We start from the raw sequence: 26,021 nt of genomic DNA, 5'->3' as shown, positions 1-26,021 counted from the left end.
AATGACCTAACACATGGAAACAGTCAGCAGAATGCTCACATATGCTGTCACAAATTCCTTTCCGAATTAAGAAAATATAATTCTCACCCTAATTATATCCAATTTTAAAACTCATGGATTAATTAGCAATTAAACCGACAATGCTATGAATTCAAAATAAGCTTTTCGAAAATTTATTTCGTATTATACGATTAGCAAAGTATTTGTAATTTATTTACATAATCCTCTATTATTATACAAACGAAAGACTTTCAAAATGAACCCTACTCTGAATTTATCAATTACGATACCTATCAATATGTTCTTAGATTCTATCTGGTTAGTTGAATTAACACTTATTTTTTTACTAATTATCATGATCTACCCTCTCTGCAGGTATTTTCAGCAATTACGCACACAACACGAATATGAAAGTCGCGCCACACAGACATATGTTACGAAACTGGAGCAAATTTGTTCGTCCTACAGACATTTTCAACATGACTATAAAAATATACTTGCCAGTTTAGCTCTAGCGATTGATACCAAAAATTTATGTGAAATAGAAGTAGTCTATCATTCTTTCTTATCAGAAAGTACTAGTGCTTTACCTCTTTCACCAACTTTAAATCTTCAATTGATCACCGATTTAAACCTACGTAGTTTACTCGTTGTCAAAAATCAATATGCTATTGATAGTGGTCTATTTTTTAAAGTCGATATTGCAGAAAAGTTCAATATGACTGTGACGCTAGATCTTTATCGAACTATTGGTATTTTGCTTGATAATGCCATTGAGGGAGCCATAAACAGCATCGAAAGGAAGGTCATTTTATCTATTTTGTCAGATAACGATTATCATATTGTCAGTATTACAAATACCATTAATCAGAATGTGGCCCTTTCAAACATGAACAAAAATGGTTTCTCAACGAAACCGGGTCACTCTGGTATTGGATTAACCTTTGTAGAACAGTACATGGCGCGGATGCCTACGATTTCGATGCATGCTACTTTGATGAATCGGAATTTTACGCAGACGCTTACTATCGGAGAACTTCACAATGATTTATCTGCTAGAAGACGACATTACACAACAAAAGCGTATTAAACAGTATATACAACATATTCACACGTTCACTTCGCCTGCCAATTTATTATCTGCAGTGCTAAAAGATAAAACCCCGAAGATTATTTTATTGGATCTTGAAATTAAAGACGTCATTTATGCAGGTCTTCAAACTGCGCAACTAATTCGCAAGAATGATATTATTTCACCGATTATTATTGTCACAACTCATTGTGAATTATCATGGCACACATTTCAACATCACATCAGTGCATTGGACTTTATTGACAAATCACAACCTGAGTCTGCGTTCGCACAACAACTCAAGTCGGCTATTTACACAGCTGATCAAGTACTTAAACGATACGATAAAAAATCTCCTAACCTGATTACTATACGCAATGGTGCACACCTCGTCCAATTCGACCTCAACCATCTTTCTTATGTCTCCAGTAATAAGGGTACACATTATATCAATGTTTTCACAAAGAATGGTGTAAGCAAAATTCGAAATACAATCAAAACTATTGCTTCAAGCCATGAAAACTTCATACAGATTCATGCATCATTTTGTATTAATCGTGACTTTATCAAGCAATACTTAAAGTCAGAAAAAATAATTGAATTAACAGATGGTACACTGTTACCGGTGACACGTAAATTCCAACACCATTTGATCCAGTTTAAGACACCAACAATACGTACTTAAGGTTTTTACCGGAATGCGTGACATTCATAAAACATCTTCAATATCTTCTTCAAGATCCTTGGGTTCTGTTTTTGGGGCATAGCGTTTTACGACGTTTCCCTCCTTATCCACTAAAAACTTTGTAAAATTCCATTTGATTGTGCTACTACCCAGCATTCCTTTTGAATTCTCTTTCAAATATTTAAACAAAGGATCTGTGTTTTTACCATTCACGGCAACTAGTTGATGCATTGGAAAAGTTACACCATAAGTAAGTTGACATGCTTGGGCTGCTTGTGATGCGGTTTCTAACTCTTGTTTGAATTGATTAGATGGAAAGCCTAAAATTACTAGTCCCTTATCTTTATACTTCTTATATAATTTTTCTAACTCACCAAATTGTGGTGCATAGCCGCACTTCGTAGCAGTATTAACAATCACTACTGGATGATTGGCTAGCTTATTAAGTGAATAAGTTTCTCCGTTTTCTAAGGTTGCAAAATAATCGTATATGCTCATAATCACTACTCCTTAATTTTAATGTATTATAACATTATGAAAATTAGTTGTTATACTATTTGTTTTCTACCAAGTTTTCAATTGTTCTATCTTTTATAAAAAAATAAACCAACAGGCTACTAACGTCCTGTTGGTTTATTTTTTGTTATTTATCAGTATCGTCTTGTGCACGATCTAATAGTTCTGAAACTTGGTCAATTTGTTGCTCATCCAACGGTGCCTTATCAGATGTTTCACGTGAAACATCCTCTAGCACTTCCTCGTGTTCTACTTTTGCTAACGTAGCCACTTTGGCATTACCTTCTAAGCGAATCAAACGCACACCCAGTGTTGCACGTCCTGTCTGACTGACAGAATCAACATTAAAACGAATCATTACACCTTGTGTCGTCGTAACCATAATATCTTCTTGGCCACTGACAATAGTCATTCCAGCAAGGGGACCATTTTTCTCGGTGATATTTGCCGTTTTAATTCCTTTACCGCCACGACCCTTGATTGGATATTCGCTCACTGGTGTTTGCTTTCCGTAACCTTTTTCCGTGATGATCAAAACATTATGATCTTTTTCCAACACGTCAGAACCAACCACTAGATCCCCTTCGCGAAGGCGAATCCCACGGACTCCAGCAGCTGAACGTCCCATAACACGTACATCGTTTTCAGCAAAACTAACTGAATAACCATTGTGTGTCGCAATAATAATATTTTGCGTACCATCAGTAATTTGAACAGATAGTACTTCATCATCATCATGCAAAGTTAAGGCTTTTAGTCCATTCGTACGAATATTTGCAAATTCCTTTACCGCTGTACGCTTGACAACACCCAAACGAGTTACAAAGAATAGGTGATCATTGCTTTCACCGGCTTCCCCACGAACATTGATAACGGTTTGAATTTTTTCATTTCCTTCAAAATTCAAAAGATTAACAACTGGGATTCCCTTCGCTTGGCGACCATATTCTGGTACTTCATAGCCTTTCATACGGTAGACTTTACCCTTATTAGTAAAGAACAACAAAGTATCATGCGTTGATGTAGAGATCATCTGGTCAACAAAATCCTCATCATGAACATTCATACCCTGAACACCACGACCACCTCGATTTTGTGCCTTAAACTCTCCAGTTGCAACGCGTTTGATGTAACCACTATTAGTCAATGTTACGATTACATCTTCTTCTTCAATCAAATCTTCATCTTCAATACTTAGAACGTCACCAACCTGCAATTCTGTGCGACGCTTGTCACCAAACTTTGTTTGGATTTCTAGTAGCTCATTATAAATAATTTCATCAACACGTTCTTCATGCGCCAAAATATCTTTCAAATCAGCAATCAGAGCAACAAGTTTTTGATATTCTTCTTCAATCTTGTCACGTTCCAAGCCAGTCAAACGAACCAAACGCATGTCCAAGATAGCTTGTGCTTGTTTATCAGATAAAGCATAACCATTAATTAAACGAGTTTTAGCTTCCTCAGAGGTCTTTGACGAACGGATAATTGTGATAATTTCGTCTATATGATCAAGCGCAATGCGTAAACCTTCTAAAATGTGCGCGCGCGCTTGTGCCTTTTGTAATTCAAATACTGTACGACGACGGATAACTTCACGTTGATGTGCCAGATAAGCAACAAGTATCTCTTTCAAACTCATTGTCTTAGGCGCACCGTGATCAATCGCCAACATATTAAAGCTAAAACTAGTCTGCAATAATGTTTGCTTATATAGATTATTTAAAATGACACTTGCCGAAGCATCGCGACGAACATCAATAGAAATTCGTAAGCCTTCACGATCCGATTCATCGCGAATTCCTGTGATGCCTTCTATCTTTTTATCACGTGCTAATTCAGATATACGCTCAATTAAACGCGCCTTGTTAACGGCGTAAGGTAGCTCAGTTACAACAATCTGCTCTTTACCTGATTTAAGTTGCTCAATATCTACTTTTGCACGTACAGTTACAGTGCCACGTCCAGTTTCATATGCACGACGAATACCTGACTTTCCCATAACAATACCACCAGTGGGAAAATCGGGTCCAGGTAATGCTTCCATCAGGTCGGCTGTGGTAGCCTCTGGATTATTCATCAAAATATGAAGCGCAGAAATCACTTCAGCAAGGTTATGCGTTGGAATGTTCGTTGTCATTCCAACAGCAATTCCGGTGGCCCCGTTAACCAACAAATTTGGAAAACGTGCTGGTAATACTTCCGGTTCGCGTTCCTCACCATCATAGTTGGGAATAAAATTAACTGTATCTTTGTTTAAATCACGAACCATTTCCATGGCGACTTTACTCAAACGAGCTTCCGTATACCGCATAGCAGCAGCACCGTCGCCATCGACAGAACCAAAGTTTCCGTGACCGTCAATTAACATGTGTCGGTATGAAAAAGGTTGTGCCATCCGGACCATTGACTCATAAATTGCAGAATCTCCGTGGGGGTGATATTTACCCATTACATCCCCAACAATACGAGCCGACTTTTTGTGTGGCTTATCTGGTGTGTTTCCCTGTTCAATCATTGAATACAGAATTCGTCGATGTACCGGCTTCATGCCATCGCGCACATCTGGCAGTGCACGTGCCACAATAACAGACATGGCATATGACAAGAATGACGTTTTCATTTGTTCTGACAAATTCGCATTTTTAATACGGCTGTCGTTTAACTCAGACATTACTTATTTACTCCTCGCAAATATTTTATGACTTTTATATTGTGTTTTTAAATTCAATACTAAACACACTTGGATTAAATATCCAAATTTTCAACAAAGACTGCATTATCTTCAATAAACTTTCGACGTGGAGGCACATCGCCACCCATCAACATGTCAATAACTGCTTCAGCTTCTTCAGCATCAGCTGGATCAACACGTAATAAACGACGGTTCTGAGCATCCATGGTCGTATCAGCTAATTGATCATAATCCATTTCTCCAAGTCCCTTGTATCGTTGCACTTTTGGCTTAACATTGGATGGCAATTGCGACAAATATGACTCAAGTTCTTCATCAGAATCCAAGTAAGTCATTGATTTGTTGTTGCCTAAAGCAACGCCATACAAAGGTGGCTGAGCAATATAAATATAGCCAGCATCAACCAAAGGTCGCATATAGCGATAAAATAATGTCAAAAGTAACGTACGAATATGTGCGCCATCAACATCCGCATCAGTCATAATAATAACTTTATGATAGTTAGCTTTTTCAACATTAAAATCATCCCCAAAGCCAGTGCCCATAGCTGTAAAGAGCGAGCGAATTTCTTCGTTAGCCAAAACACGTTCCAGTGAAGCTTTCCCCACGTTCAAAATTTTACCACGAATTGGCAAAATAGCTTGTGTTACACGGTTTCGTCCTTGCTTAGCAGAACCACCGGCAGAGTCACCCTCAACGATGAACAATTCTGAAATGGCAGGGTCATTTGATGTGTTATCTGCCAACTTTCCGGGTAGATTACCAATCTCCAAACCAGATTGTTTACGCGTCATTTCGCGAGCACGTTTAGCTGCTAAACGTGCTTTTTGAGCCAAGACACCTTTTTCAACAATTTGTTTAGCAACATTTGGGTTTTCCATCATGAAACGACTAAATGTTTCTGAGAACATGCGATCTGTGGCTTGACGCGCATCAGAATTGCCTAGTTTGGTCTTAGTTTGTCCCTCAAATTGTGGATCTGGATGCTTGATAGAAACAATCGCTGTCATTCCTTCACGAACATCTTCACCAGTCAAACTTTCCGCACCGTCTTTAATTTGACCACTTTTACGTGCATAATCATTAATCACACGTGTCAATGCTGTTTTAAAGCCGGTTTCATGCGTCCCGCCTTCATAAGTATTAATATTGTTTGCAAAAGTACGCAAACTGTCTTTTATGTCAGTTGTGTATTGTAAAGCAGCTTCAACGACAATTCCATTTTCCTCACCCTCAACATAAACCGGTTCAGGAAAAATAACTTGCTTATCTTCGTTTAGGTATTGAACATATTCTTTAATACCACCTTCAAAATGGAAGCTCTCTTTGATTGGTTCTTCTAAACGTTTGTCAGCAATCGAAATACGTAATCCTTTATTTAAAAAGGCCAACTCGCGCACACGTGTCAACAAAGTCTTGTAATTATAAGTTGTTGTCTCGCGAAAAATATCAGTATCAGGTTTAAAGTGAACGATTGTGCCGCGTTCAATCGTTGGTTCCTCGTCTAAGGTTCTCATAGTTGTGTGAACACGACCAACTTTGAAGTCCATATAGTAAACTTTATTATCACGAACCACTTTAACATCTAAGTCGGTTGACAACGCATTAACAACAGAAGCACCAACACCATGCAATCCACCAGATACTTTATACCCGCCGCCACCAAACTTTCCACCAGCGTGAAGCACGGTAAACACAGTCTCTAGCGCGGGTTTCCCTGTTTTTGTTTGGATATCAACCGGAATACCTCGTCCATCATCTGTTACAGTAATTGAATTATCTTTTTCGATTGTTACCGTTATGTGGGAAGCAAATCCTGCCAACGCTTCATCAATACCGTTGTCGACAATCTCCCACACCAAATGATGCAAACCTTGGGCTGTAGTCGTTCCTATATACATTCCGGGACGCTTACGAACAGCCTCTAAGCCTTCCAATACTTGAATTTGATCAGCATTATAATCACCGGCCTTCGCATCAACCGTGCTAGCGTGTCGGATTTCTTCGTCATCAGTAATAATATCATCAACTGATTCTAATTCTTGATCTATATTTTCGTTATTTTCTGCCATTTTGTATCCTTTATGTACTATCTATTATCATCACATAGCAAAATCAATTCATTGATTTAACCTATGTGTCGTTTTCGAGTGTAATCACTCCTTGTTTCACATGAAACACACGTGGTTTTCGAATGAGTTGCCGTGCAATATCGCTGAGTGTTGGTGCAGTGATAAATGTTTGCACCTTATCTTGAATTGCCAATAATAAATGTGTCTGCCGACTGGCATCAAGTTCACTAAGTACATCATCGAGAAGCAATACTGGATACTCCCCAGTTTCTTGTTGCATTAAATCAATTTCGGCTAATTTAATAGCCAACGCCGTTGTTCGCTGCTGTCCTTGTGAACCAAAAACAGCAACATTATTCCCATTAACATCAAATTGTAATTCGTCGCGATGAGGGCCAACCATTGTCGATCCTTGCATAATTTCACGTGAACGCTGACGTGACAATGCATCAGCGAATACCGATTTCACCTCTTCAAGACTAGCATCTGAAGCAAAATCAACCGAACTCATATATCGTAATTTCAAAGCTTCACGCTGATCAGATATTTCAGCGTGAATTGGTTGTGCAGCCAATTCTAATTTGTTCAAAAATTCTTGACGTGCAATTAAAATTTGTGAACCTACATCAACCAACTGTTCACTCAATACATCCAAGAATACTGTGTCCGTTGTCTGTTTAAGTTGCAAACGCTTAAGATAAGCATTTCTTTCTTTTAAAATCCGCTTGTATTGTGTCGTATTATACAAATACAAGGGGTTCATTTGGCCAAACTCCATGTCAATAAAACGGCGACGTACGCTTGGCGCCCCTTTAACCAGCTCAAGATCTTCTGGTGCAAACAAAATGACATTGAGTTGCCCGATATAATGCGAGAGCTTTGATTGTTCAAGATGATTAACCCGTGCTTTTTTACCCTTATTAGAAAAATGGAGCGACAGCGGGGTCTCACTAATAGAACGTTTAACCCGGCCACTGATAGTTGCTTCTTTTGCTTGCCATTGGACCAAGTCTTTGTCACTACTGGTTCTATGTGACCTTGCAAGTGCCAATACATAAATACTTTCTAATAAGTTTGTTTTTCCTTGCGCATTTTCACCAAGAAAAACATTCACACCCGAGCTAAATTCCAGCGTTAAATCTGAATAATTACGATAATGATCGAGCTTTAACGATTCGAGTTCCACGAACCGGGTCCTTTAGGTTTGTTTGTCGAGCGACCAAATCCACCAGCACGAGTACGATTTTTTTTGCGTAATTCAGCAAATCTAGCTTCCTTACGGGCTTTGGCTGCAGCTGCCTTTTGTGCCTTAATACGATCATCACGGACGGTTTTTTTAGCGTTTATAGCACGTTCAGCTCTTTGCGTCTCAGCTTCTGCTATCAACTCTTCAGCATTCTCTGCTAATTCAATTGTGTAGGTTTCGCCATCAATAACAATCTCATCATGATCGTATAACTTTTTACCGCGACGATTTTCTGTTTCTCCGTTGAGTAACACCGGAAAATCCATTAAATAATATTTGGCCTGGCCGCCTGATGAAATAATGTTCTCTTCTTTTAATAATTGTGTCAAAGTAATGTATTCAGTTGTGATACGTACGCTGGTTGTCATATATCGCTTTCTCTTTGTGAGTTAATGGTCACGGTAGTTACTATAGTATTATACCATTTTTAAACCCTAAAAGCTCAAAAACGAGGCCTAAAATTGTATGTAAGCAATTCTAGGCCTCGTTAGTGTGTTTTGTTTATTTTTGTTTAAACGGGTTTATTTTCAAGTATTTGAACAAATGACATGTTTTTCAATTTAAAACGTGCGGACTGGTGTTATGAGTTGTAATTGTCTATTGTCCGTCTCTCCTTCAGGTGTCAAAGTAAACGGACGCAAATTACTTGTAAATTTAACATCTACACGCTTGCCATTAAAAATACGCAAAGCATCACGAACGTAATCCGGATTGAAAGAGATTTCTAAGTCCTCCCCTTCAATGCTATTGGCATTCAACTCTTCGGTCACCTGTCCAACTTCTTGAGATGTACCGGTTAACACTGCACGCCCTGCTTTTAATGACAATTGAACAACGTTATTCCGACTTTCGTGACTCAGTAAGCTTGCTCGATCAATTGCACCCAGTAATGAGCTTGCCTCAATTGTGATTTGTGTCGTGCTCTCCGTGGGAATCAAACGATCTGTCTCAGGATAGTTTCCCTCTAGTAAACGTGAATAAAATGTTGTATGTCCTAAATCAAACACCGCCTGGTTTGTAGAAAACTTGATTTCCACACGATCTTGTCCCTCGAGTAATGCTTGTAATTCATTAAAAGATTTTGCTGGAATAATTACATTTGCATCAACATTGTTGGCGTCAGTTCCTGTTAGTTGAACAATGCGTTGGGATAAGCGATGAGAATCAGTTGTAACTGCCTTCACGCTATTTCCTGTTAATTGTAGATGTATCCCAGTTAAAATTGGTCGACTTTCTTGTGTAGAAGCTGAAATTTTTGTTTGCGAAATAATATCGACAAGTTGCGCAGCAGAAACACTCAAACTTTGCACATCATCCATTTCTGGTAATTGTGGGTAGTTTTGTACGTCTTGTCCATTAATTGTAAATGATGAGGCACCAGATGTAATAGTAGCTCGTAAGCCCTCAACATTAAGAGTCATTGCATCATTAGGAAGATGCTTAACAATATTAATAAAGAAAGTTGCCGGTAAGGTAATGCCACCAGGAGTTGTGATAATTAATTGGGCACTAGTATCTGATTGTGGCACAGTTGTTTCAATAGAAATATCTGCATTTGAACCAGTAAGGACTAATTCTTCATCATTTAAAACTAATTTGATATTAGTCAAAATTGGAATAGTTGTTCGTGATGAAATAGCACGTGATACATCATTGAGGGCTTTAATAAAGGCTGAACGGTTAATTGTAAATTGCATGATGTTACTCCTTTTTAAATTAAGCAAATAAGTGATAGTTATATTAATAATTATATAAAAATATGTAGTAGTAATAATAAGGGGTGTTGATGTTGTGGAAAAGTCCCCTGTGACTAACAGAACGTTTATAAGTAGTTGTTCACAACGCTGTTGGTAACTACCCTATTTTTACAACTTTATAAACATACGTTTTTATGAGCAATGCTTAGAGTTATTTGCCATGTTTAATTTCATCAGTTAGGGCGTCCAACATTTCTTTTGTACGCGAATCGCTCTCTGATTTTTCAGTTATTTTGGTCGTGGCATGTAGTACCGAAGAATGATCTCGCCCACCAAATGAACGGCCAATGTCAGGCAAACTTTCATTTGTTAGCGTTCTTGTTAGATACATAGCAACATGCCGTGCAGTGACAAGATCTTTTTTGCGACTTGAACTTTTAAGATCATCAATAGTTTGCATATAATAATCTGCCACAACCTGTTGAATGCGCTCAACAGTGATCTTGAAGCCTTGATTAATATTTAAATCACCTAATATTTGTTGGGCAGTCTCTTTTGTAGCCGGTTTATTCATATATCGCAAGCTGGCTTCAAACTTATGAAACGCCCCTTCTAAGCTACGCACATTGGAATCAATTTTTTCGGCAATCAGTTCTAACACATCGTTAGGAATATCTAAGCCATCAGATTCAGACAAATTTTGTAGAATAGCTACTCTTGTAGGTAAATCAGGTTTTTGAATATCCATCATAATGCCGGCTTCAAAACGTGATGTTAATCGTGTTTGTAGATCAACAATCTCTGTTGGTAATTTATCTGAAGTCATAACGATTTGTTTACCATTTTTAGTTAAAACGTTAAAAGTATTGAAAAATTCTTCCTGAACTTTTTCTTTTCCAGACCAGAATTGGATGTCATCAACAAGTAAGAGGTCAACAGAACGATATTCTTGCTTAAAAGCTGCTGTAGCGCCATCCCCTGCGCGCAAAGATTCAGTAAAATCGTTCAAAAAATCTTCAGCTGTAGCGTATTTGATGTGTGCGCTTGGCGTCGACACAGCATACGCGTTGCCGATAGCTTGCATCAAATGTGTTTTCCCAAGACCAACCCCACCATAAATTAAATAAGGATTGTATACTTGTCCAGGCTCATCAGCAACTGCACGCGCGACAGCATAGGCATTTTCGTTTCCTGAACCGATAACAAATTTTTCAAAAGTAAAATCTGGATTTAAGTCAGATTCGCGCGTAAATGATAAATTATCTGAAAAAGTTGGTATAGTGGTAGGCTTTGCTTCGGCCACTTGCAAGTCGGGCTTAATAAAACCATCAGCAATCGACATGGCAAATTGTACAAAATCCATGGAGTATTCACTATCCCATTGATCAATGATATCTTGTGCCATATCACTTGGTACTGCTAATGTTAAACTAGTATCCCCTAGCGTCAGCGGTTTTAGCGGTTCTATATAGGTGGAAAAAGTAACACGACCGAGCTTGGTAAAAAATTCGGCTTGCACTTTTGACCATAATTCTTCTTTGGTTATTGGTTTTGTCACGATTATCTCTCCTAAATATGGTTCAAGTCAGAATGAAATGACGATCTTACGTTGATAGTATTTAACGAAGATTATGGATTGAACCGACGACTTTTCTAATATAGAAGAAGTAGCAAAGTTAATTATAACAATAAGAAAAATAGTTTTCCACAGGCAAACGACAACTTTAGAGAATATCAACAGTTGTGGACAATGAAAAAGAGGGGTTGTTGATATTAAGACGAACAAATGTGTGGGTTATCCACAAATGAACATTGTTATACACAAGCAAAAGGGCGAAAGGACAATAATTGAGGCTGTTTATAAACATTATCCACAGGGGTGAGTTCACAACTTGTGGATATGTGGATAACTTGTGAAAGAGCATGTTAGTAAAAAGCTAAAAAACACCGTGAGTAAACAGGTAGAGGATAAGTTTTTATAACATTGTGAATGTTAAAGAATTTATTAAGGAGCTATTTTATTTTCTGTTTTTCCTCTAAAAAGTTGATAAATATTTTTGAAAAAACCTTAATTATCATAGCTTTTGAGCCGTTTTTGTTAGGATGGTCAACCAAAATGCATTAATAATTATTTTCACAAAATAAAACGTGTTAGAATAAATGAACCAATTGATGCTGGGGAGCAAAAATTGATGGTGCATTGTGAGCATATTGTGGGAACTTTCTTTGTTGTTGCTTTACTATATATAAATACGATAGTAAGAAATTTAAGAGGTACCCGGATGAAGCACTTAGATTATAGAGAACAAGAGGATTGGCGAAAGGCCGATGACACGATTTATCAATCACCGATTGATATTCCGTTGACAAGCATTCAACAACAAGAAAACAGTCAGTTGATTATTCATTTTGAGGATCGAGTCCAGTCTGACGATCGAATTATAGGAGAACAGTTTTTAGTTCAAGGTAATTTGTGTGTTGATGGGACGGTATGGGCATTAGAAAGATTTCATTTTCATGATGGGGCAGAACATCTCGTAGACGGTAAGAGGTACGATGCTGAGATTCATTTTGTTTTTCAACGTGATAATCAAACGTTAGTGTTAGCAGTTTTTGGAGAAACAGCAAATAATGATAACGGTATCGAAGTGCAAAACATTTATGATGAACATGTTAACGCAGAAGGGTTATTGAAGTTAATTCCTGACAATCGTAGTTATTATCGATATACAGGATCGTTGACAACACCGCCATTAGGGCAAAATATTAACTGGCTCGTTTTGACGTCAGCAATACAAATATCAAAGCAAGATAAAGCATTTTTACATGCTGATTATCCAAATAATTATCGTGAAGTACAGGACTTAAATGGGCGAGAAATCGATTTTTTTCCTGAAAAAAAATAATTTAACACGTTCGTATGTTCATCAACGGTTTTATGCATATTTTTATATAGATGGTGCAAACAAAACTAGTAAATGATATGATGTTATGTGAATAATTTTAAAATTTCTCACATAAATGGGGCAGTGTTTTGAGCGTATTTTTACAGAGTATACAGGGTGTCTTGGTGATCCTAGTAATGGTTGCCATTGGTTATGGATTGGCAAGTGCAAAGTGGTTCACGGATAAAAGTGGCCAGATTATTGCACGTATCGTGACGCAGGTTGCGTTGCCAATGTACATGGTGAATACGATAACGCATGATTTCACTAAAGGCGAACTGATACGTTTATTACCTGAAATTAAATTTCCAATTATCTCGATGCTAGTTTTATTTGCAATTTCGGTTGGATTTGCACGAGCTTTAGGTATTCGAAAAAATCGCCGTGGCCTTTTTCAATCAATGTTTTTCAATTCAAATACTGTATTTGTCGGCTTACCAATAAATATGGCTTTGTTTGGTGTTAAAAGTCTACCGTATGTGTTAGTTTATTATATGGTGAACACGACTTTTTTCTGGACATTGGGTACTTATCTCATCCAGCGTGATGGGGAAGGAGCGTGGAAATTTGATATCAGGGCGACGCTATCAAAGGTTTTTTCACCACCGTTGCTTGGCTTTATCTTAGGAATCATCTTTGTTTGGACAGATGTTAAACTGCCAACATTTGTGGTTTCTGATTTACAGTACATAGGTAACTTAACTGTGCCACTATCAATGTTCTTTATTGGTATTGCTGTGCAGCGCGCAGGCTTGAGAAATATGGAGTTCAATAAATATAGTTTAGGTATATTATTTGGTCGTTTTATTTTGGCACCAATTGTCATGTTTTTCCTCCTATGGAAGGCTGATGTGCCGCATCTAATGAAACAAGTATTTATCTTACAGTCAGCTATGCCAGTTATGACAAATGCGCCAGTAGTGGCTAGTTTGTATGGTGCGGATGCCGATTATGCAGCAATTATGGTAACTGAATCAACAATTCTTAGTTTGGTAGTGGTTCCGATTCTTATGACATTGATAAATAACTAGTTGCAAATGAATGAATATACTAATAACGTCAGCCTAATGGCTGTCGTTTTTGTGTTTTAAGGTACCTATGATATTTATTGATCATTTTGAAAATATTTTTATAAACAACTATAATAATGGGAAACTAATAATAATATAAAAGCGTTAATAAATTAGACGTTCTGGAGAAGATAAATAATGCAAGTAGCAATCATTGGTGCCGGTCCGCGTGGTTTAGCGGTAGCTGAGCGACTGATTAATTTAGCGGATGACGATGTTCAACTCGATGTTCAAATATTTGATCCACACGTCATTGGTGGACGAGTCTGGGACCCATCCATTCCACAAAATAAATTGTTTCTAATGAATACAGTGATTGATCAAATTACGTTATTTACTGATGATTCAATTGAACATGGTGGTAAACCACTACATGGACCAACTTTGTTTCAGTGGTTAAAGTCAGACGCGCGCACTTTTTTGGAGAAGCATTCAGAGTTTGATGATTCCTATACAGCCGAAATACAACATTTAACATCACCTAGTGATTTTGCTACGAGAGGCATGATGGGCATTTACGCGGCTTGGTATTTTGAATGGCTGAAAAAGAGAGTCCGTAGCAATCAAACATTAACCTTTACGCAGCAAAGCGTAGAAAACCTTACCCAAATTGGTACAAATTACCAAGTAGTTTTGACAGATGGGACCCAAATTTTAGCCAATCAAGTCGTGATGGCCTTAGGACATTCAAATAATGATTTAACGGCTGAGGAAGCTAAGTTTAAGTCATTTGCAGACGAAAATAGTCTAAATTATTTGCCGCCTACGCATCCATCTGAGGCCAATCTTTCCGTATTTTCGCAAGAAGATAAAGTCATCATTCGTGGCCTCGGGCTAAGTTTTTTCGATTATATGGCAGGATTGTCAATTGGAAAAGGGGGGTACTTTGAACGCGAAACAGATGGTGATTTGACCTATCATTCATCTGGACGAGAACCGCATATTATTGCCGGGTCTCGTAGTGGCGTGCCATTGCATGCGCGTGGTATCAATGAAAAAGAGACAAGTGAAGTTTATGAGCCAATATTTTTCACACTACCAGCCTTAGAAGCTTTGCGCGCAGCTGGACATGGACAAATCAAGTACGATGATTTTGAAAAATTGCTTGTTAAGGAGTTGACTTATAAACACTTACTGAATAGAATCGACAGTCCAACTAGCAATTTGACATACGATCAGGCGCAGGATTTGAAGCAGGCGTTACTAACGAGTGCTGATTTAAATGCAACAGCAGAATCAGTTGGTTTGATTGATGAGCCACCTTTTGATATCGAGGCTATACGTCAACCGGCAAAGTATTTACCTAAGAGTGCTGATTATACGGAGTGGTTATTAGACTACTTGGAAAAAGACATTCAAGATGCTCGCTTAGGCAATAAAATAGCGCCTTTTGCAGGTGCTTTCGATATTTTACGTGATTTACGCGATCGGGTTCGTTTTGTAGTTGAGCATGATTATTTCTCTGCAGATGAATATGAAATATTTTTGAGTAAATTCAGACCGTTAGACGCTATGGTATCTGTTGGACCACCCTTGGAACGTGTCGAGCAGTTACGTGCCTTGATTAAAGCTGGAATTGTGGAAGTCATGGCTGCCAACATACAGGTCACCACTGAATCAGGTAACTTTGTTGCTCGTGATGCTCGGGGAAACGAAGTGCAAGGTAATGCATTAGTTGAAGCGCGTGTTGGCATGACAAACATTGACCTATCAACAAACCCATTGATTGCTAGTCTGCGAGAGAAGGGCATTTTGGCAGCTGCTATTTGGACACGTAACGATGGATCAACCTATAAATTGGGTTCAGCTGATGCGGATCGTCGTACCTTTGAGGTTGTTAATTCCAAAGGGGAGCGCATGCATAACTTATATATTTATGGTATCCCTCTTGAAGGCAAAAAATGGTTCGGGACAGTTATTCCACGCCCTGGTGTTAATACGGTTGTTTTGCGCGAAGGGGCATGGATTGCACAACAGATTTTGGCATAATCTTGATTGTTTCACGTGAAACAAAAAGACAGATTTGCTATACCTAGTTTATCAAGGTAGAATGAATAGCATATAGACTAGTAGACAGGTAAAGGAACTTTCCAACATTGACCATTCAGCTGATAGCAACGGATTTAGACGGTACGTTTTTGACGGACGATAAGAAGTTTGATCAAGCATTGTTTCGTAATGTATTGCGTGAATTAAATAAGAAGCATATTCAATTTACGATAGCCACAGGTGTTCATCAAGAACGCATTAATATCTTATTTAAAGATTTTCTTAATGAGCCCTTGAATTTTGTCACCAATAACGGGGCTCGTGTGGTGAAAAGCGATGGCACCGTGTTGTTCTCGAAAGTTCTCCCCCCGGTAACTTTGCGTAAAATTCAACAATTCTTGAATAACTATAGTATGCGTCCAGACCGTGGCTTGGTTTTTTCAACAGATGAGACCGCTTATTTGCCTTTGGATTTGGATATGGCAAGTAACAAGCGTTATTTTAAATACTTTAAGTACGTTAAAAGTTTCGGTGACGTGCGTGAAATTAACGAACCAATCTACAAAGTCACTATGAGTTGGACAAACTTTGACGAAAAAAGGTTTTACGATGATGCCCTTGCATTCTTTGGTGATGATGTGCATATTACGGAAACAGGCACTGGGGCTATTGATATTGTTCCTGCCTATGTCAATAAGGCCGAAGGATTAAAAATGTTAGCTGAAAGTTATGCGCTTGACTTGTCTCATGCTGTTGCTTTTGGTGATGGTGGTAATGATTTGGAAATGTTAAACGCAGTTGGGCTGCCATATAAAATGCCGGATGCTGACATTATTGGTCAATTTAATGTTGCATTGTCGGATAATAATCATAGTGGTGTTTTAAAAACTATTCAAAAACTGATTACTACAAAATAGCTATTTAAAAGCATTGCACATGGGTGTGGTGCTTTTAAATTAAGGAGGATGAAGTATGAATATCGGATTTATTGGTACTGGCGTAATGGGCACAGGAATAATTAATAATTTATTGCAAGCGGGCTATGAGGTATCCGTTTTCAATCGTACCCATAGCAAAGCAAATACAGTGCTCAATAATGGCGCTATCTGGCGAGATACACCGGCCAAAGTTGCACAGTACTCGGATATTACTTTTACGATGGTTGGTTATCCAAAAGATGTTGAAGAAGTGTGGACGAGTGAAGATGGTGTTTTTGCTGGTGCTAAAGAAGGTTCAATTTTGGTTGATATGACAACTTCAACACCACGTTTGGCTGAACAATTGGCTCAAACTGGTGCTGATTTAGGATTCAAAGTGTTGGATGCGCCAGTTTCAGGTGGTGACATTGGTGCTAAGAATGGGACATTAGCGATTATGGTTGGTGGCGAACAACAAGTTCTTGATGAGATTAAACCTGTATTAAGCGTTATTGGACAGCAAATTGTTTTTGCTGGTTCAGCGGGCAAGGGACAACACATGAAGATGAGCAACAATATTGGTGTTGCAGCAACCGTTATTACAATGGCAGAATCCTTAGTTTATGCAAAAGCAGCTGGCCTTGATTTAGAGAGTGCCTACAATGTTTGGCGTAAAGGCGCTGCAGGATCATGGTCGGTCGATAATTATATACCACGTATTTTCCAAGGTGATTATGCGCCTGGGTTTTATGTCAAGCACTTACTAAAAGACTTACGAATAGCGTTAGACGCTGCTAAGGAAATGGATATAGATTTGCCCAATACCAAACTTGCCGAGCAACTCTTTGAGCGATTGAGTCAAGAACATGGGGATGAAGGTGTACAAGCGATTGTAAAATTGTGGGCTTCATTTGAATAGTCTTTTTGTGGCATAGACTGTATAAAGTAAACAAAAATAGTTCAGTGAAATTGACCCGAATCATTTTCACTGGGCTATTTTTATTTGTTAAATGGCTTATATTAGTTAATTTAGCAAAAAATTGACGGACGCTTACCACATATGTTTAAATAATATGCATACTTTTAAACTTGATAACAATTAACGAACGTAAAAATTAAAAGGAAAACCATGTTCAAAACGGATAAATGAAAATATTTATTGAATTTTTTAGAAAAACACCCCAATTTAAATCGTGAGGAAGAAAAATTAATCTCTGATACAACTAAAAAGTTGAATAATCCAAAAGTATCAGAATACAGAGAATTAACAAGTATGACTAATGAACTTCGAAAACTATCTCTCAACCATAATTTGTCAAAAGATGGCAGAATATTGATGACAAAATTACATCGTGATGAATGGCTATTTGGGCTCCTTTACAATCTAGGGCTCCTTTGAAATTAAAAAGAACTTTGGTCAAAGATTGACAGTGATGGAATTCTACTGTTTCTATGGTTTCAATCTTAGGTGACAAAGACTAATAATTTAAATATAAAAATCACGATACAAGAATAAAACACGACTCGTCATAGAAAGTCGTGTTTTATTTGTATACATTAATTCAATAAATTCATCAATAAGCTAATGTCAAAGCCTGTTTCTCAGCGACAGCGGCAAGAGCAACCTCAGGAATGTAGTTAATTGGTTGACTAAAGTTGGGTTGGAAGAAAAAGTCAGACATTGCTAATTCATCAATTGTCATTTGTTTTTGAATGGCTATGGAAACGAGATTGGCAGATTGCGACACATCATGTTGAGACATAAACGAACCGCCAACAATTCGGCCAGTATCTTTTTCCCAAGTTAATGAACTAAGAACAGAAGTTGTACTTAGCATAAAGTCGGGACGATAATCACTTTCGATAACTGTTTCAATGACATCAAGACCTTTTTCTTTAGCAGTCGCACTATTCAATCCGGTAGCAACCATGGCCTGTTCATATAGTTCGACTGCGGAAGTAGCTTGTGTTCCGAGGTAACGAGTTGTTGGTTCAACAATGTTTTTACCGACTAGTATACCTTGGCGGATAGCGTTTGTAGCCAAGGGGATGTAATCAATGGCTTGGGTTGGATTGAAAAAGACAGTACTGGCATCTCCAGCGGCATAGACGTTGTCTTCACTAGTTTGCATATAATCGTTAACAATTATCGCACCATTTGGGAGTGTCTCAAGTTGACCACTGAATAAATCGGTGTTTGGTAAGAATCCAATGCCTAGTATTGCAATATCAGCTTCGTATGAGCCATTTGGTGTGGTTATTTTGATACCGTTAGGCGTGTTTTCGAATTTAGATACAAACTGGTTGAGAACCACATCAACATTGTTTTTTTCGTACTCTTTTTGAATACGCTCGGTGAAAGCCGGACCAAAGTTTTTTGCCAACACACGGTCAGCACCATCAATTAACGTCACTTGTTTTCCAGTAACAGAAAGTTGTTCAGCTAACTCAGCCCCAATGTAACCAGCGCCAATGACAGCTACACGCTTGAGATCTTTGGCAACGCTTTTGATACGAGTAGCGTCATCCCAAGATTTACAGAAATACACACGGTTACTGTCAATCCCAGGAATATTTGGAATAACGGGCTTTGAACCAGTTGCGATAACTATTTTGTCAAATTGTTGTGTTGTAACCTCTTCTGTATCTAAATTAGTTACTGTTAATGTTTTAGATTTTAGGTCAGCCTGATTAACTTGGTGCGCCATCAACATGGTAATACCTTGGTTGCGCATTGATTCAGGAGTTTCGTAGAACATTTTTTCGGGATCAGAAACATGATCACCAATCCACAAAGCTATGCCGCACGACAAAAATGAAACAGTAGTATTTTTTTCAAATACAGTTACTTCTGCCTCGGGATGCTCCGATTTGATTTGTTTGGCTGCATATACGCCAGCATGTGTAGCACCAATTATACCTATTTTCATGATGTATGTCCTCCGATTAGTAATTGTAATCTGTACATCAATTATAAGCTCAAACAATCACATAAGTAATTGACCTAAGTCAAGGATTATCTATTTTTGTGATATTTAACACGATTTTACCTTTGGAGCTACTACTGATAATTCTTTTTTCTTCAAGTTTTGTAAAGTTTCGACTCAAGGTAGCAGGAATAGTGCCGAGATAAGCTGCTAGTTCTTTTTTTGACATAGGTAGTTCAAAACTTAAACTATCTGTTTCCTCGGCAGTATCCTTTAAAAACTTCAATAATCTATCTTCCACAGATCCAGTTAAAAGATTAGCTTGTTGTGTCTGTAATTTCTGCATCTTTTCAGCAATAGATATGGCTAATGATAGACCAATGGTTGGTTGTCGTTTTGTTAAGGTCATAAAATCGCCTCTGCGAATTTCACAAATGCGAGATTTTATCACAGCGACACACGTTACTGCGTGGCGTGAACCTATAATTAAAGATTCTTCTCCATCAATGTCACCTTCATTTAAGAAATAAAGCGTTTGTTCTTTTCCATTGCTGGAGGTTTGGCTGATCTTTAGTTTGCCTTGATGTACTAATAGTAGTCGATCAGAATCATCCTCTACATCAAAGATGGTTTCCCCAGGCGCGTATTCAATGTAATTGATTTGTTCGCTGATCATATTTAGTTCATCTTGGGGAAGCTGACTAAATAGAACAGTTTCTGAAATACAATTGTGTTTAGGATGTGTTAATTTACGCATAAGAAGAGTCCTTAGAGTATCTTGATAATATTTGAGCAAATAGGATTAAAAAATTTTAAAATAATATATAAGTATATTTCTAAAATTTATTGTAACAAAAGTTTGATTGTCAATGCTGAGATGAGGATTATATTGCTATTAACATAGCAAAGAGCGTATAATAGTTAAGTATTTGAAAAAAAATCTAGTACGCTTGTGCTGGGGTTGATTTCATGATATGATTAAACTCGAATTGCAAAGTTTTTGCAGGTAAAAATCGTGAATGGAGGTGAACACACATGAAGCGTACATACCAACCAAAAAAGCGTCATCGTGAACGCGTACACGGATTCCGTAAGCGTATGAGCACGAGCAACGGTCGTAAAGTTTTGGCTCGCCGTCGTGCAAAGGGCCGCAAGGTTCTATCTGCCTAACAAGGTCGCTGCTATGCAGTGGCTTTTTTATTTAGTACATGAAGAAATAAATAATATATTATTTATCGTGAAGATGAACATTTTAGTAACCATTTAGGCATGTTGATACGGCTACGTACATAAATAGGGAGTAATTTCATGAGAAAAACATTCCGCATAAAAAAACCAGAAGAATTTCAACATGTTTTTAATAAACACCGTTCTGTAGCTAATAAGTATTTTATTGTTTATCAAATGGATAAACCAGAGCAAAAACATTTTCGTGTTGGGCTTTCGGTTAGTAAAAAAGTAGGTAAAGCACATGAGCGGGTTTGGGTTAAACGTCGTATCCGTCAAAGCTTGTTAGAATTGAAACCTGAATTACCTCAAGAGTTGGATTTATTAGTCATTGCACGCCCTGCTGCAGCACATAGAAGTCAAAAATTTTTGAAAAATCAAATGATTCATGTGTTAAAGTTGGCTAAGATATTGAAAGAAGAGAACGAATGAAGCGATTTGAGAATATTTTGAAGAGAATTGGACCGTTACCTTTGATTATGGCAGGAGTAGCTTTGGTCTTAATCATTGTGTCCGGATTGTCGTATGATGGACATGTGACATCACATGGTTTCTGGAGTGCGATTGTCGCGGTGTTTACAAGAGCTATTTTGGGTGCTTCAAGTTGGTTTGGCAATAACTATGGTATGGGTATTATCCTGTTTACTATTTTTATTCGCTTCTTGATCTTGCCACTAATGGTATACCAAGTGCAATCAATGATGAAAATGCAAGTGGTTCAGCCGGCTTTAAAAGAACTACAAGCAAAGTATCCAGGTAAGGATACTGAAAGTCGTCAGTTAATGATGGCAGAGCAACAAGCACTTTATAAGGATGCTGGCGTAAATCCATTTGCTTCAATGTTACCTTTAATTGTGCAAATGCCTATTTTAATTGCACTGTATCAGTCAATTTGGAATTCACCTGTGCTAAGATCGGGAAAGTTTCTGTGGCTACAATTGGGAAGTAATGATCCGTACTTTATTTTACCGGTGTTGGCCGCATTGTTCACGTTTGCATCATCATGGCTTTCAATGCAATCTAACCCCGATCAAAATGGTATGACTAAGGCTATGCCATACATTTTCCCTGTGATCATCTTTTTCTCTGCTCTAGCCGTTCCGAGTGCTTTGTCACTGTACTGGGTTGTGGGAAATGCTTTCCAAACTGTACAGACATTTTTCTTGCAAAATCCTTTCAAAATACGACGTGAACGCGAAGCAGCAGCGCAACTTGAAAAAGAAAAACAACGTAAAATCAGAAAAGCAAAACGCCGTAAGCGGTAAAAAATGATATTATTAGCTGGAAACAATGTTGTTATAACACTGTTTCCAGCTTTTTTTGTATAAATATTTTTTAAAAACTGATATAATATTATTTAATGTTAGAGGGGCAGATAGGATATGAACTTTATAAAAAACTGGGTAATACCCATTGTCATTGGTCTTTTCATTGCTTTGATTATCCGCACATTTCTGTTTACTTTGGTGACAGTTGACGGACCGTCAATGAATCCCAATTTAGACAATGGCGAATTAGTTGTTGAGAGCAAAATATCTACTGTGAAACGTGGGGATGTCATAGTTTTTGACGCAACCAATGAGGATCCACAAATTAAATCTGGGCACAAGGATTACGTGAAACGCGTAATTGCTGTTGGCGGTGATATAGTATCACATAAAGGTGCGAATCTATATGTTAATGGTAAAAAAGTTAATCAGGATTACATTGGATTAGAGCAACAATCAGGGGGCACTTGGGGTGATTGGACGTTAAAAACGCTATCATTTCGAGATTTTTGGCAAAAGAAAGATCGTAACACAACAGTTGTACCAAAGAATTCATACTTTGTACTAGGCGACCACCGATCGGTTTCAAATGACAGTCGTATGTTTGGTTACGTTGAAAAGAAGCATGTACTTGGTAAAATCTATGTGCCATTCTGGAACTCAGATAATCAATCAAAAGAGAATGTTAATGACCAGTCAAAAAAATTTTTTGCAAACTAAATCAACGAAAAATCTAGTACTACGCGCAATGCAACCTGACGATTCAGAGGCACTTGCGCGTATTTATTTAGGTGCTCGACAACATAATTTTTCTTGGGTTAAACATCCTAAATTAGAGGATTTTGCTAGAGTTTCTCATGGTGAGGTGGTCGAGGTCGCTATTATTAATCAAGAAATTGTAGGATTTGCATCCTTATCAGAGCGTGATAGTTTTTTACATCTGCTATTTATTAAAGAAGGCTGGAATGGTTGTGGCATTGGTGCAAAATTACTTGATTGGGCACGCAATCAAGCAACGCAAGCGTTAGAATTAAAAGTGGTTACAGCTAATGTTGCTGCGCAACGTTTTTACGAACGAGAAGGGTTTTTAGTTGTTGGAAAATCAGTGTTTGCAAAGCCACAAAATCTGACTTATAGGGATGGCAGAAAATGATTGAGATAGTTAAGAACGTAAAAAACTTTACATGGTATCACGTTTCAAATTTGACAGTTGAAGAACATGAAAGCTTAGTCAAAGAGCACCACTTAACCAATGAAATGATAGGATATGCTGTTGATCATAATGAGAGTGTGCGCATGGAATATGATCGATATGCGGACGAAACTTTGATGGTTATTGACGTTATTGTACATCAAGACAACAATGTAGAGACGAGGCCAATTGGTATTTTATTTGCTCATAATGATGTCTATACATTTACGCATGAGCCTACAGATTACATCAAACAGATTATATTAGATCCGCAAAATCAACAAATACGAGCGCAAGAGGACGAAATTAGTGCATTTGATTTTATCATGACAGGATTATATTCTTTAATGATAAAGTATGTTGACGAAATAACAGAAATTAATAAAAAGCGGCGTGTCATTCAGGCACAATTTGGTCAACAAAAACAAACGACACACCAAATGAATGAGTTATTATATTTAAAAACACAAATGATTTATATTCAAAATTCACTGGCCAATAATCATGTGATGCTAGATAGCTTTCGAACAGATTTTAAAACATTATTGAAAGAGTTTGAACTAGAACATATTGATGATGTAAGAGTTGAAGTTGAACAAGCTAAGCGAATGGCTAACTTGGCACTAGAAGTGATTAATTCAGTTAGTGACGCGATGGGCAATCTCAGTAATCGTGATTTGAATTGGACGATGAAGGTATTAACTGTTTACTCAATTGTTTTGACAGTCCCAACTATTGTAAGTGGGTTTTATGGTGAAAATGTGAAGTGGTTGCCGTTTGCTGATGCACAAAGTGGTTGGTGGGTAACGATTGTTATTACCCTTATATTAATGGCGTTGGTTAGCATTTTGATGATGATTTCTGGTTTTTTTCGAAAATAATGATTATTTCAAATTTTGTATTGATTACGATAGTTTGTCGCCATTTTTTTCTAAAAACGTCTCAAATTAAAAAGGTAGTGGTTGTCAATGGTGGCAGTAAATGAAAAAGGAAATGAATGATGAAAATATTAGAGCAAAGAATTAAAAAAGATGGTCGTGTTTTGGGTAAAGATGTGTTAAAAGTGGACTCTTTTTTAAATCATCAAGTTGACCCAGAACTTATGCAAGCCATGGGTGAAGAATTTGCAACAATATTTTCTGATGAGAAAATTGATAAGATCGTAACGGTTGAATCATCTGGAATAGCTCCGGCAGTTTTTGCAGGTTTGGCACTTCATGTGCCAGTTGTATTCGCACGAAAAAATAAATCTTTAACATTGCCAGAGAATGTTTGGACTGCAGATGTGTATTCATTTACAAAGCAAACGACGAATCATATTATGATTGATCATCGCTTCCTAAGTGCCGCTGAAAATATCTTAATAATCGATGATTTCTTAGCTAATGGACAGGCTGTCGAGGGGCTGCTTAAGATCGCCAACGATGCAAATGCTAATGTTGTTGGGGTTGGGGTTGTCATAGAAAAGACTTTTCAAAAAGGCCGTCAAATTCTAGATGAGCGCGGGGTACGTGTTGAAAGTTTGGCAAGAATTAAAGGTTTTGAAAACGATGAAGTTATTTTCTTATAAATTTCTGGCAATCTGAATAAAGCGTGCGATCTCATTTTTGATAGCACTCTGATTACTATGTTCATGGTGAATAATATAAAATTGACGGTTAAACGCGTCATCTAGTTTCTTATAAGGAACAGATTCTGGTAAAGCTTGAATACTAACAATAGATTTACCAACATTTTGTGCCAGCATTTTTACAATAATATCATTATTTGCAATAGTTAAGAAATGATCTGGTACAATGTTATGCTGTTTAAAGTATTGTTGTGTGTAATGATACACCCCAGAACCTTTTTCCCGAACCAACCAAACAGTGCTGTCCAGATTACCAGCCAAAACAAGTTGATCACCGGCTATCGCATCACGAGTAATAAAATCATGTGTGATCGGTTTTTCAATTATGCCAAAATCAAATTGATGATTTAAAACACCAGCCAGGATTTCTTCAGAATTATGCATTTCAATTTTGAAATCAATGGTGTTAAATTCATCTTTTTTTATTTGTGCAAAAATCTTGGGCAGTAGAACGGTTGCTGAGGTCTGCGATGCACCTATTCTCACTGTAGTACGTGGCCGTTCTTCAGCTAAATCTAAGCTGTCTGTTGCATTTTGCCAGTCATCCAGTAGATGTAGAGCATGTTGGTAAAATTTTCTGGCATTTGTAGTAGGTACTAATTCAGTACGCCCGTTTCGTTCAAATAACGTAGTGTTTAATTGCAACTCTAACTGTTTAATATGCACACTGACTGTAGGTTGAGAAATAAATAATTGTTCAGCCGCCTTTGAAAAAGAACGTGTTTCATAAACTGCGATAAAGGATTGGATTCGTTTAAACATATGACTTCCTATTAAAATACTTAATTGAATATATTATAAATATTTATTTTACAAATAGCAAAGGTGGGGGTAACATAATAACTATCGAAATTAGAATTTAGCAGCCCATTG

At 37.5% G+C, this 26,021-nt stretch carries 25 protein-coding genes; 15 read left to right on the top strand and 10 right to left on the bottom strand.

The window, feature by feature from the left end:
- Positions 1 to 256: 256 nt before the first annotated feature.
- Together HFP47_RS08835 and HFP47_RS08830 are read left to right on the top strand one after the other, a co-directional pair.
- Positions 257 to 1,090 (top strand): GHKL domain-containing protein, encoded by an 834-nt coding sequence (locus tag HFP47_RS08835; RefSeq protein WP_179876341.1) that lies wholly within the window; start codon positions 257 to 259, stop codon positions 1,088 to 1,090.
- Entirely contained in the window at positions 1,044 to 1,757 is a 714-nt protein-coding gene (locus HFP47_RS08830; protein WP_014324119.1) for a LytTR family DNA-binding domain-containing protein, read from the top strand. Before HFP47_RS08835 ends, HFP47_RS08830 begins: the two co-directional genes overlap by 47 nt.
- 24 nt (positions 1,758 to 1,781) lie before the next feature.
- Here the strand turns inward: HFP47_RS08830 and HFP47_RS08825 are convergent, their stop codons facing one another.
- From HFP47_RS08825 to dnaA, 7 genes are all read right to left on the bottom strand, one after another.
- A complete protein-coding gene (locus tag HFP47_RS08825; RefSeq protein WP_002816095.1) occupies positions 1,782 to 2,255 on the bottom strand; it encodes a glutathione peroxidase in 474 nt (157 codons plus the stop codon).
- Between the two features lie 145 nt (positions 2,256 to 2,400).
- Positions 2,401 to 4,947, bottom strand: a complete 2,547-nt coding sequence (gene gyrA, locus HFP47_RS08820; RefSeq protein WP_179876340.1) for a DNA gyrase subunit A — start codon at positions 4,945 to 4,947, stop codon at positions 2,401 to 2,403.
- 74 nt (positions 4,948 to 5,021) lie between these two features.
- Positions 5,022 to 7,040: a DNA topoisomerase (ATP-hydrolyzing) subunit B gene (gyrB, locus tag HFP47_RS08815; RefSeq protein ID WP_011679026.1), complete on the bottom strand. Its 2,019-nt coding sequence runs from the start codon at positions 7,038 to 7,040 to the stop codon at positions 5,022 to 5,024.
- Positions 7,041 to 7,101: 61 nt separating this feature from the next.
- A complete protein-coding gene (recF, locus tag HFP47_RS08810; protein ID WP_025267627.1) occupies positions 7,102 to 8,226 on the bottom strand; it encodes a DNA replication/repair protein RecF in 1,125 nt (374 codons plus the stop codon).
- A complete protein-coding gene (gene yaaA / locus HFP47_RS08805) occupies positions 8,208 to 8,654 on the bottom strand; it encodes a S4 domain-containing protein YaaA (RefSeq protein WP_179876339.1) in 447 nt (148 codons plus the stop codon). Before yaaA ends, recF begins: the two co-directional genes overlap by 19 nt.
- A 192-nt stretch (positions 8,655 to 8,846) precedes the next feature.
- Complete coding sequence (gene dnaN, locus HFP47_RS08800) at positions 8,847 to 9,983, bottom strand: DNA polymerase III subunit beta (RefSeq protein WP_179876338.1); 1,137 nt, start codon at positions 9,981 to 9,983, stop codon at positions 8,847 to 8,849.
- Between the two features lie 211 nt (positions 9,984 to 10,194).
- The gene (gene dnaA, locus HFP47_RS08795; protein ID WP_002816101.1) at positions 10,195 to 11,541 is read right to left on the bottom strand and encodes a chromosomal replication initiator protein DnaA; all 1,347 of its coding nucleotides are present in this window, start codon (positions 11,539 to 11,541) and stop codon (positions 10,195 to 10,197) included.
- A gap of 724 nt (positions 11,542 to 12,265) precedes the next feature.
- Here dnaA and HFP47_RS08790 point away from each other — a divergent pair.
- The 6 genes from HFP47_RS08790 to HFP47_RS08765 all read left to right on the top strand — a co-directional run bounded on the left by HFP47_RS08790 (position 12,266) and on the right by HFP47_RS08765 (position 18,303).
- Entirely contained in the window at positions 12,266 to 12,889 is a 624-nt protein-coding gene (locus tag HFP47_RS08790) for a carbonic anhydrase family protein (protein ID WP_115231401.1), read from the top strand.
- A 128-nt stretch (positions 12,890 to 13,017) separates the two neighbouring features.
- The gene (locus HFP47_RS08785) at positions 13,018 to 13,959 is read left to right on the top strand and encodes an AEC family transporter (RefSeq protein WP_014325275.1); all 942 of its coding nucleotides are present in this window, start codon (positions 13,018 to 13,020) and stop codon (positions 13,957 to 13,959) included.
- A 177-nt stretch (positions 13,960 to 14,136) separates the two neighbouring features.
- Entirely contained in the window at positions 14,137 to 15,987 is a 1,851-nt protein-coding gene (locus HFP47_RS08780) for an FAD/NAD(P)-binding protein (RefSeq protein ID WP_115231399.1), read from the top strand.
- Positions 15,988 to 16,094: 107 nt separating this feature from the next.
- Positions 16,095 to 16,904 (top strand): HAD-IIB family hydrolase, encoded by an 810-nt coding sequence (locus HFP47_RS08775; protein ID WP_036092842.1) that lies wholly within the window; start codon positions 16,095 to 16,097, stop codon positions 16,902 to 16,904.
- A 55-nt stretch (positions 16,905 to 16,959) separates the two neighbouring features.
- Positions 16,960 to 17,823 (top strand): NAD(P)-dependent oxidoreductase, encoded by an 864-nt coding sequence (locus HFP47_RS08770; protein ID WP_011680571.1) that lies wholly within the window; start codon positions 16,960 to 16,962, stop codon positions 17,821 to 17,823.
- 240 nt (positions 17,824 to 18,063) lie between these two features.
- Entirely contained in the window at positions 18,064 to 18,303 is a 240-nt protein-coding gene (locus tag HFP47_RS08765; protein ID WP_232683769.1) for a hypothetical protein, read from the top strand.
- Between the two features lie 175 nt (positions 18,304 to 18,478).
- Here HFP47_RS08765 and HFP47_RS08760 read toward each other — a convergent pair whose 3' ends face one another.
- Entirely contained in the window at positions 18,479 to 19,834 is a 1,356-nt protein-coding gene (locus HFP47_RS08760) for an FAD-dependent oxidoreductase (RefSeq protein WP_115231397.1), read from the bottom strand.
- 79 nt (positions 19,835 to 19,913) lie between these two features.
- Positions 19,914 to 20,588 carry a Crp/Fnr family transcriptional regulator gene (locus HFP47_RS08755; protein WP_115231396.1) on the bottom strand — a complete coding sequence of 225 codons (675 nt, stop codon included), beginning with the start codon at positions 20,586 to 20,588 and terminating at the stop codon, positions 19,914 to 19,916.
- 278 nt (positions 20,589 to 20,866) lie between these two features.
- Here HFP47_RS08755 and rpmH point away from each other — a divergent pair, with 278 nt between their 5' ends.
- The 7 genes from rpmH (at position 20,867) to HFP47_RS08720 (ending at position 25,088) form a co-directional block, all read left to right on the top strand.
- Positions 20,867 to 21,001 (top strand): 50S ribosomal protein L34, encoded by a 135-nt coding sequence (gene rpmH / locus HFP47_RS08750; protein WP_002816117.1) that lies wholly within the window; start codon positions 20,867 to 20,869, stop codon positions 20,999 to 21,001.
- Between the two features lie 138 nt (positions 21,002 to 21,139).
- A complete protein-coding gene (rnpA, locus tag HFP47_RS08745; RefSeq protein WP_010280488.1) occupies positions 21,140 to 21,490 on the top strand; it encodes a ribonuclease P protein component in 351 nt (116 codons plus the stop codon).
- The gene (locus HFP47_RS08740; RefSeq protein ID WP_179876337.1) at positions 21,487 to 22,323 is read left to right on the top strand and encodes a YidC/Oxa1 family membrane protein insertase; all 837 of its coding nucleotides are present in this window, start codon (positions 21,487 to 21,489) and stop codon (positions 22,321 to 22,323) included. Before rnpA ends, HFP47_RS08740 begins: the two co-directional genes overlap by 4 nt.
- Positions 22,324 to 22,440: 117 nt before the next feature.
- Positions 22,441 to 23,046 (top strand): signal peptidase I, encoded by a 606-nt coding sequence (gene lepB, locus HFP47_RS08735; RefSeq protein ID WP_115231395.1) that lies wholly within the window; start codon positions 22,441 to 22,443, stop codon positions 23,044 to 23,046.
- Entirely contained in the window at positions 23,015 to 23,479 is a 465-nt protein-coding gene (locus HFP47_RS08730) for a GNAT family N-acetyltransferase (RefSeq protein ID WP_115231394.1), read from the top strand. Before lepB ends, HFP47_RS08730 begins: the two co-directional genes overlap by 32 nt.
- On the top strand, positions 23,476 to 24,399 hold the full coding sequence (locus tag HFP47_RS08725) for a magnesium transporter CorA family protein (protein WP_179876336.1): 924 nt from the start codon (positions 23,476 to 23,478) through the stop codon (positions 24,397 to 24,399). Before HFP47_RS08730 ends, HFP47_RS08725 begins: the two co-directional genes overlap by 4 nt.
- Positions 24,400 to 24,518: 119 nt before the next feature.
- Positions 24,519 to 25,088: a xanthine phosphoribosyltransferase gene (locus HFP47_RS08720; protein ID WP_010293912.1), complete on the top strand. Its 570-nt coding sequence runs from the start codon at positions 24,519 to 24,521 to the stop codon at positions 25,086 to 25,088.
- On the opposite strand, the gene HFP47_RS08715 is transcribed toward HFP47_RS08720, so the two are convergent.
- The gene (locus HFP47_RS08715) at positions 25,083 to 25,910 is read right to left on the bottom strand and encodes a LysR family transcriptional regulator (RefSeq protein WP_042251904.1); all 828 of its coding nucleotides are present in this window, start codon (positions 25,908 to 25,910) and stop codon (positions 25,083 to 25,085) included. The two genes, HFP47_RS08720 and HFP47_RS08715, sit on opposite strands and share 6 nt — an antisense overlap.
- Positions 25,911 to 26,021: the final 111 nt, after the last annotated feature.

It is taken from the genome of Leuconostoc sp. DB-1, from assembly GCF_013414845.1.
In the GTDB taxonomy this organism is placed as follows: Bacteria; Bacillota; Bacilli; order Lactobacillales; family Lactobacillaceae; genus Leuconostoc; species Leuconostoc mesenteroides.
Note: the sequence above shows the minus strand (reverse complement) of the source record. Positions and strands in the feature narration are given on the sequence as shown.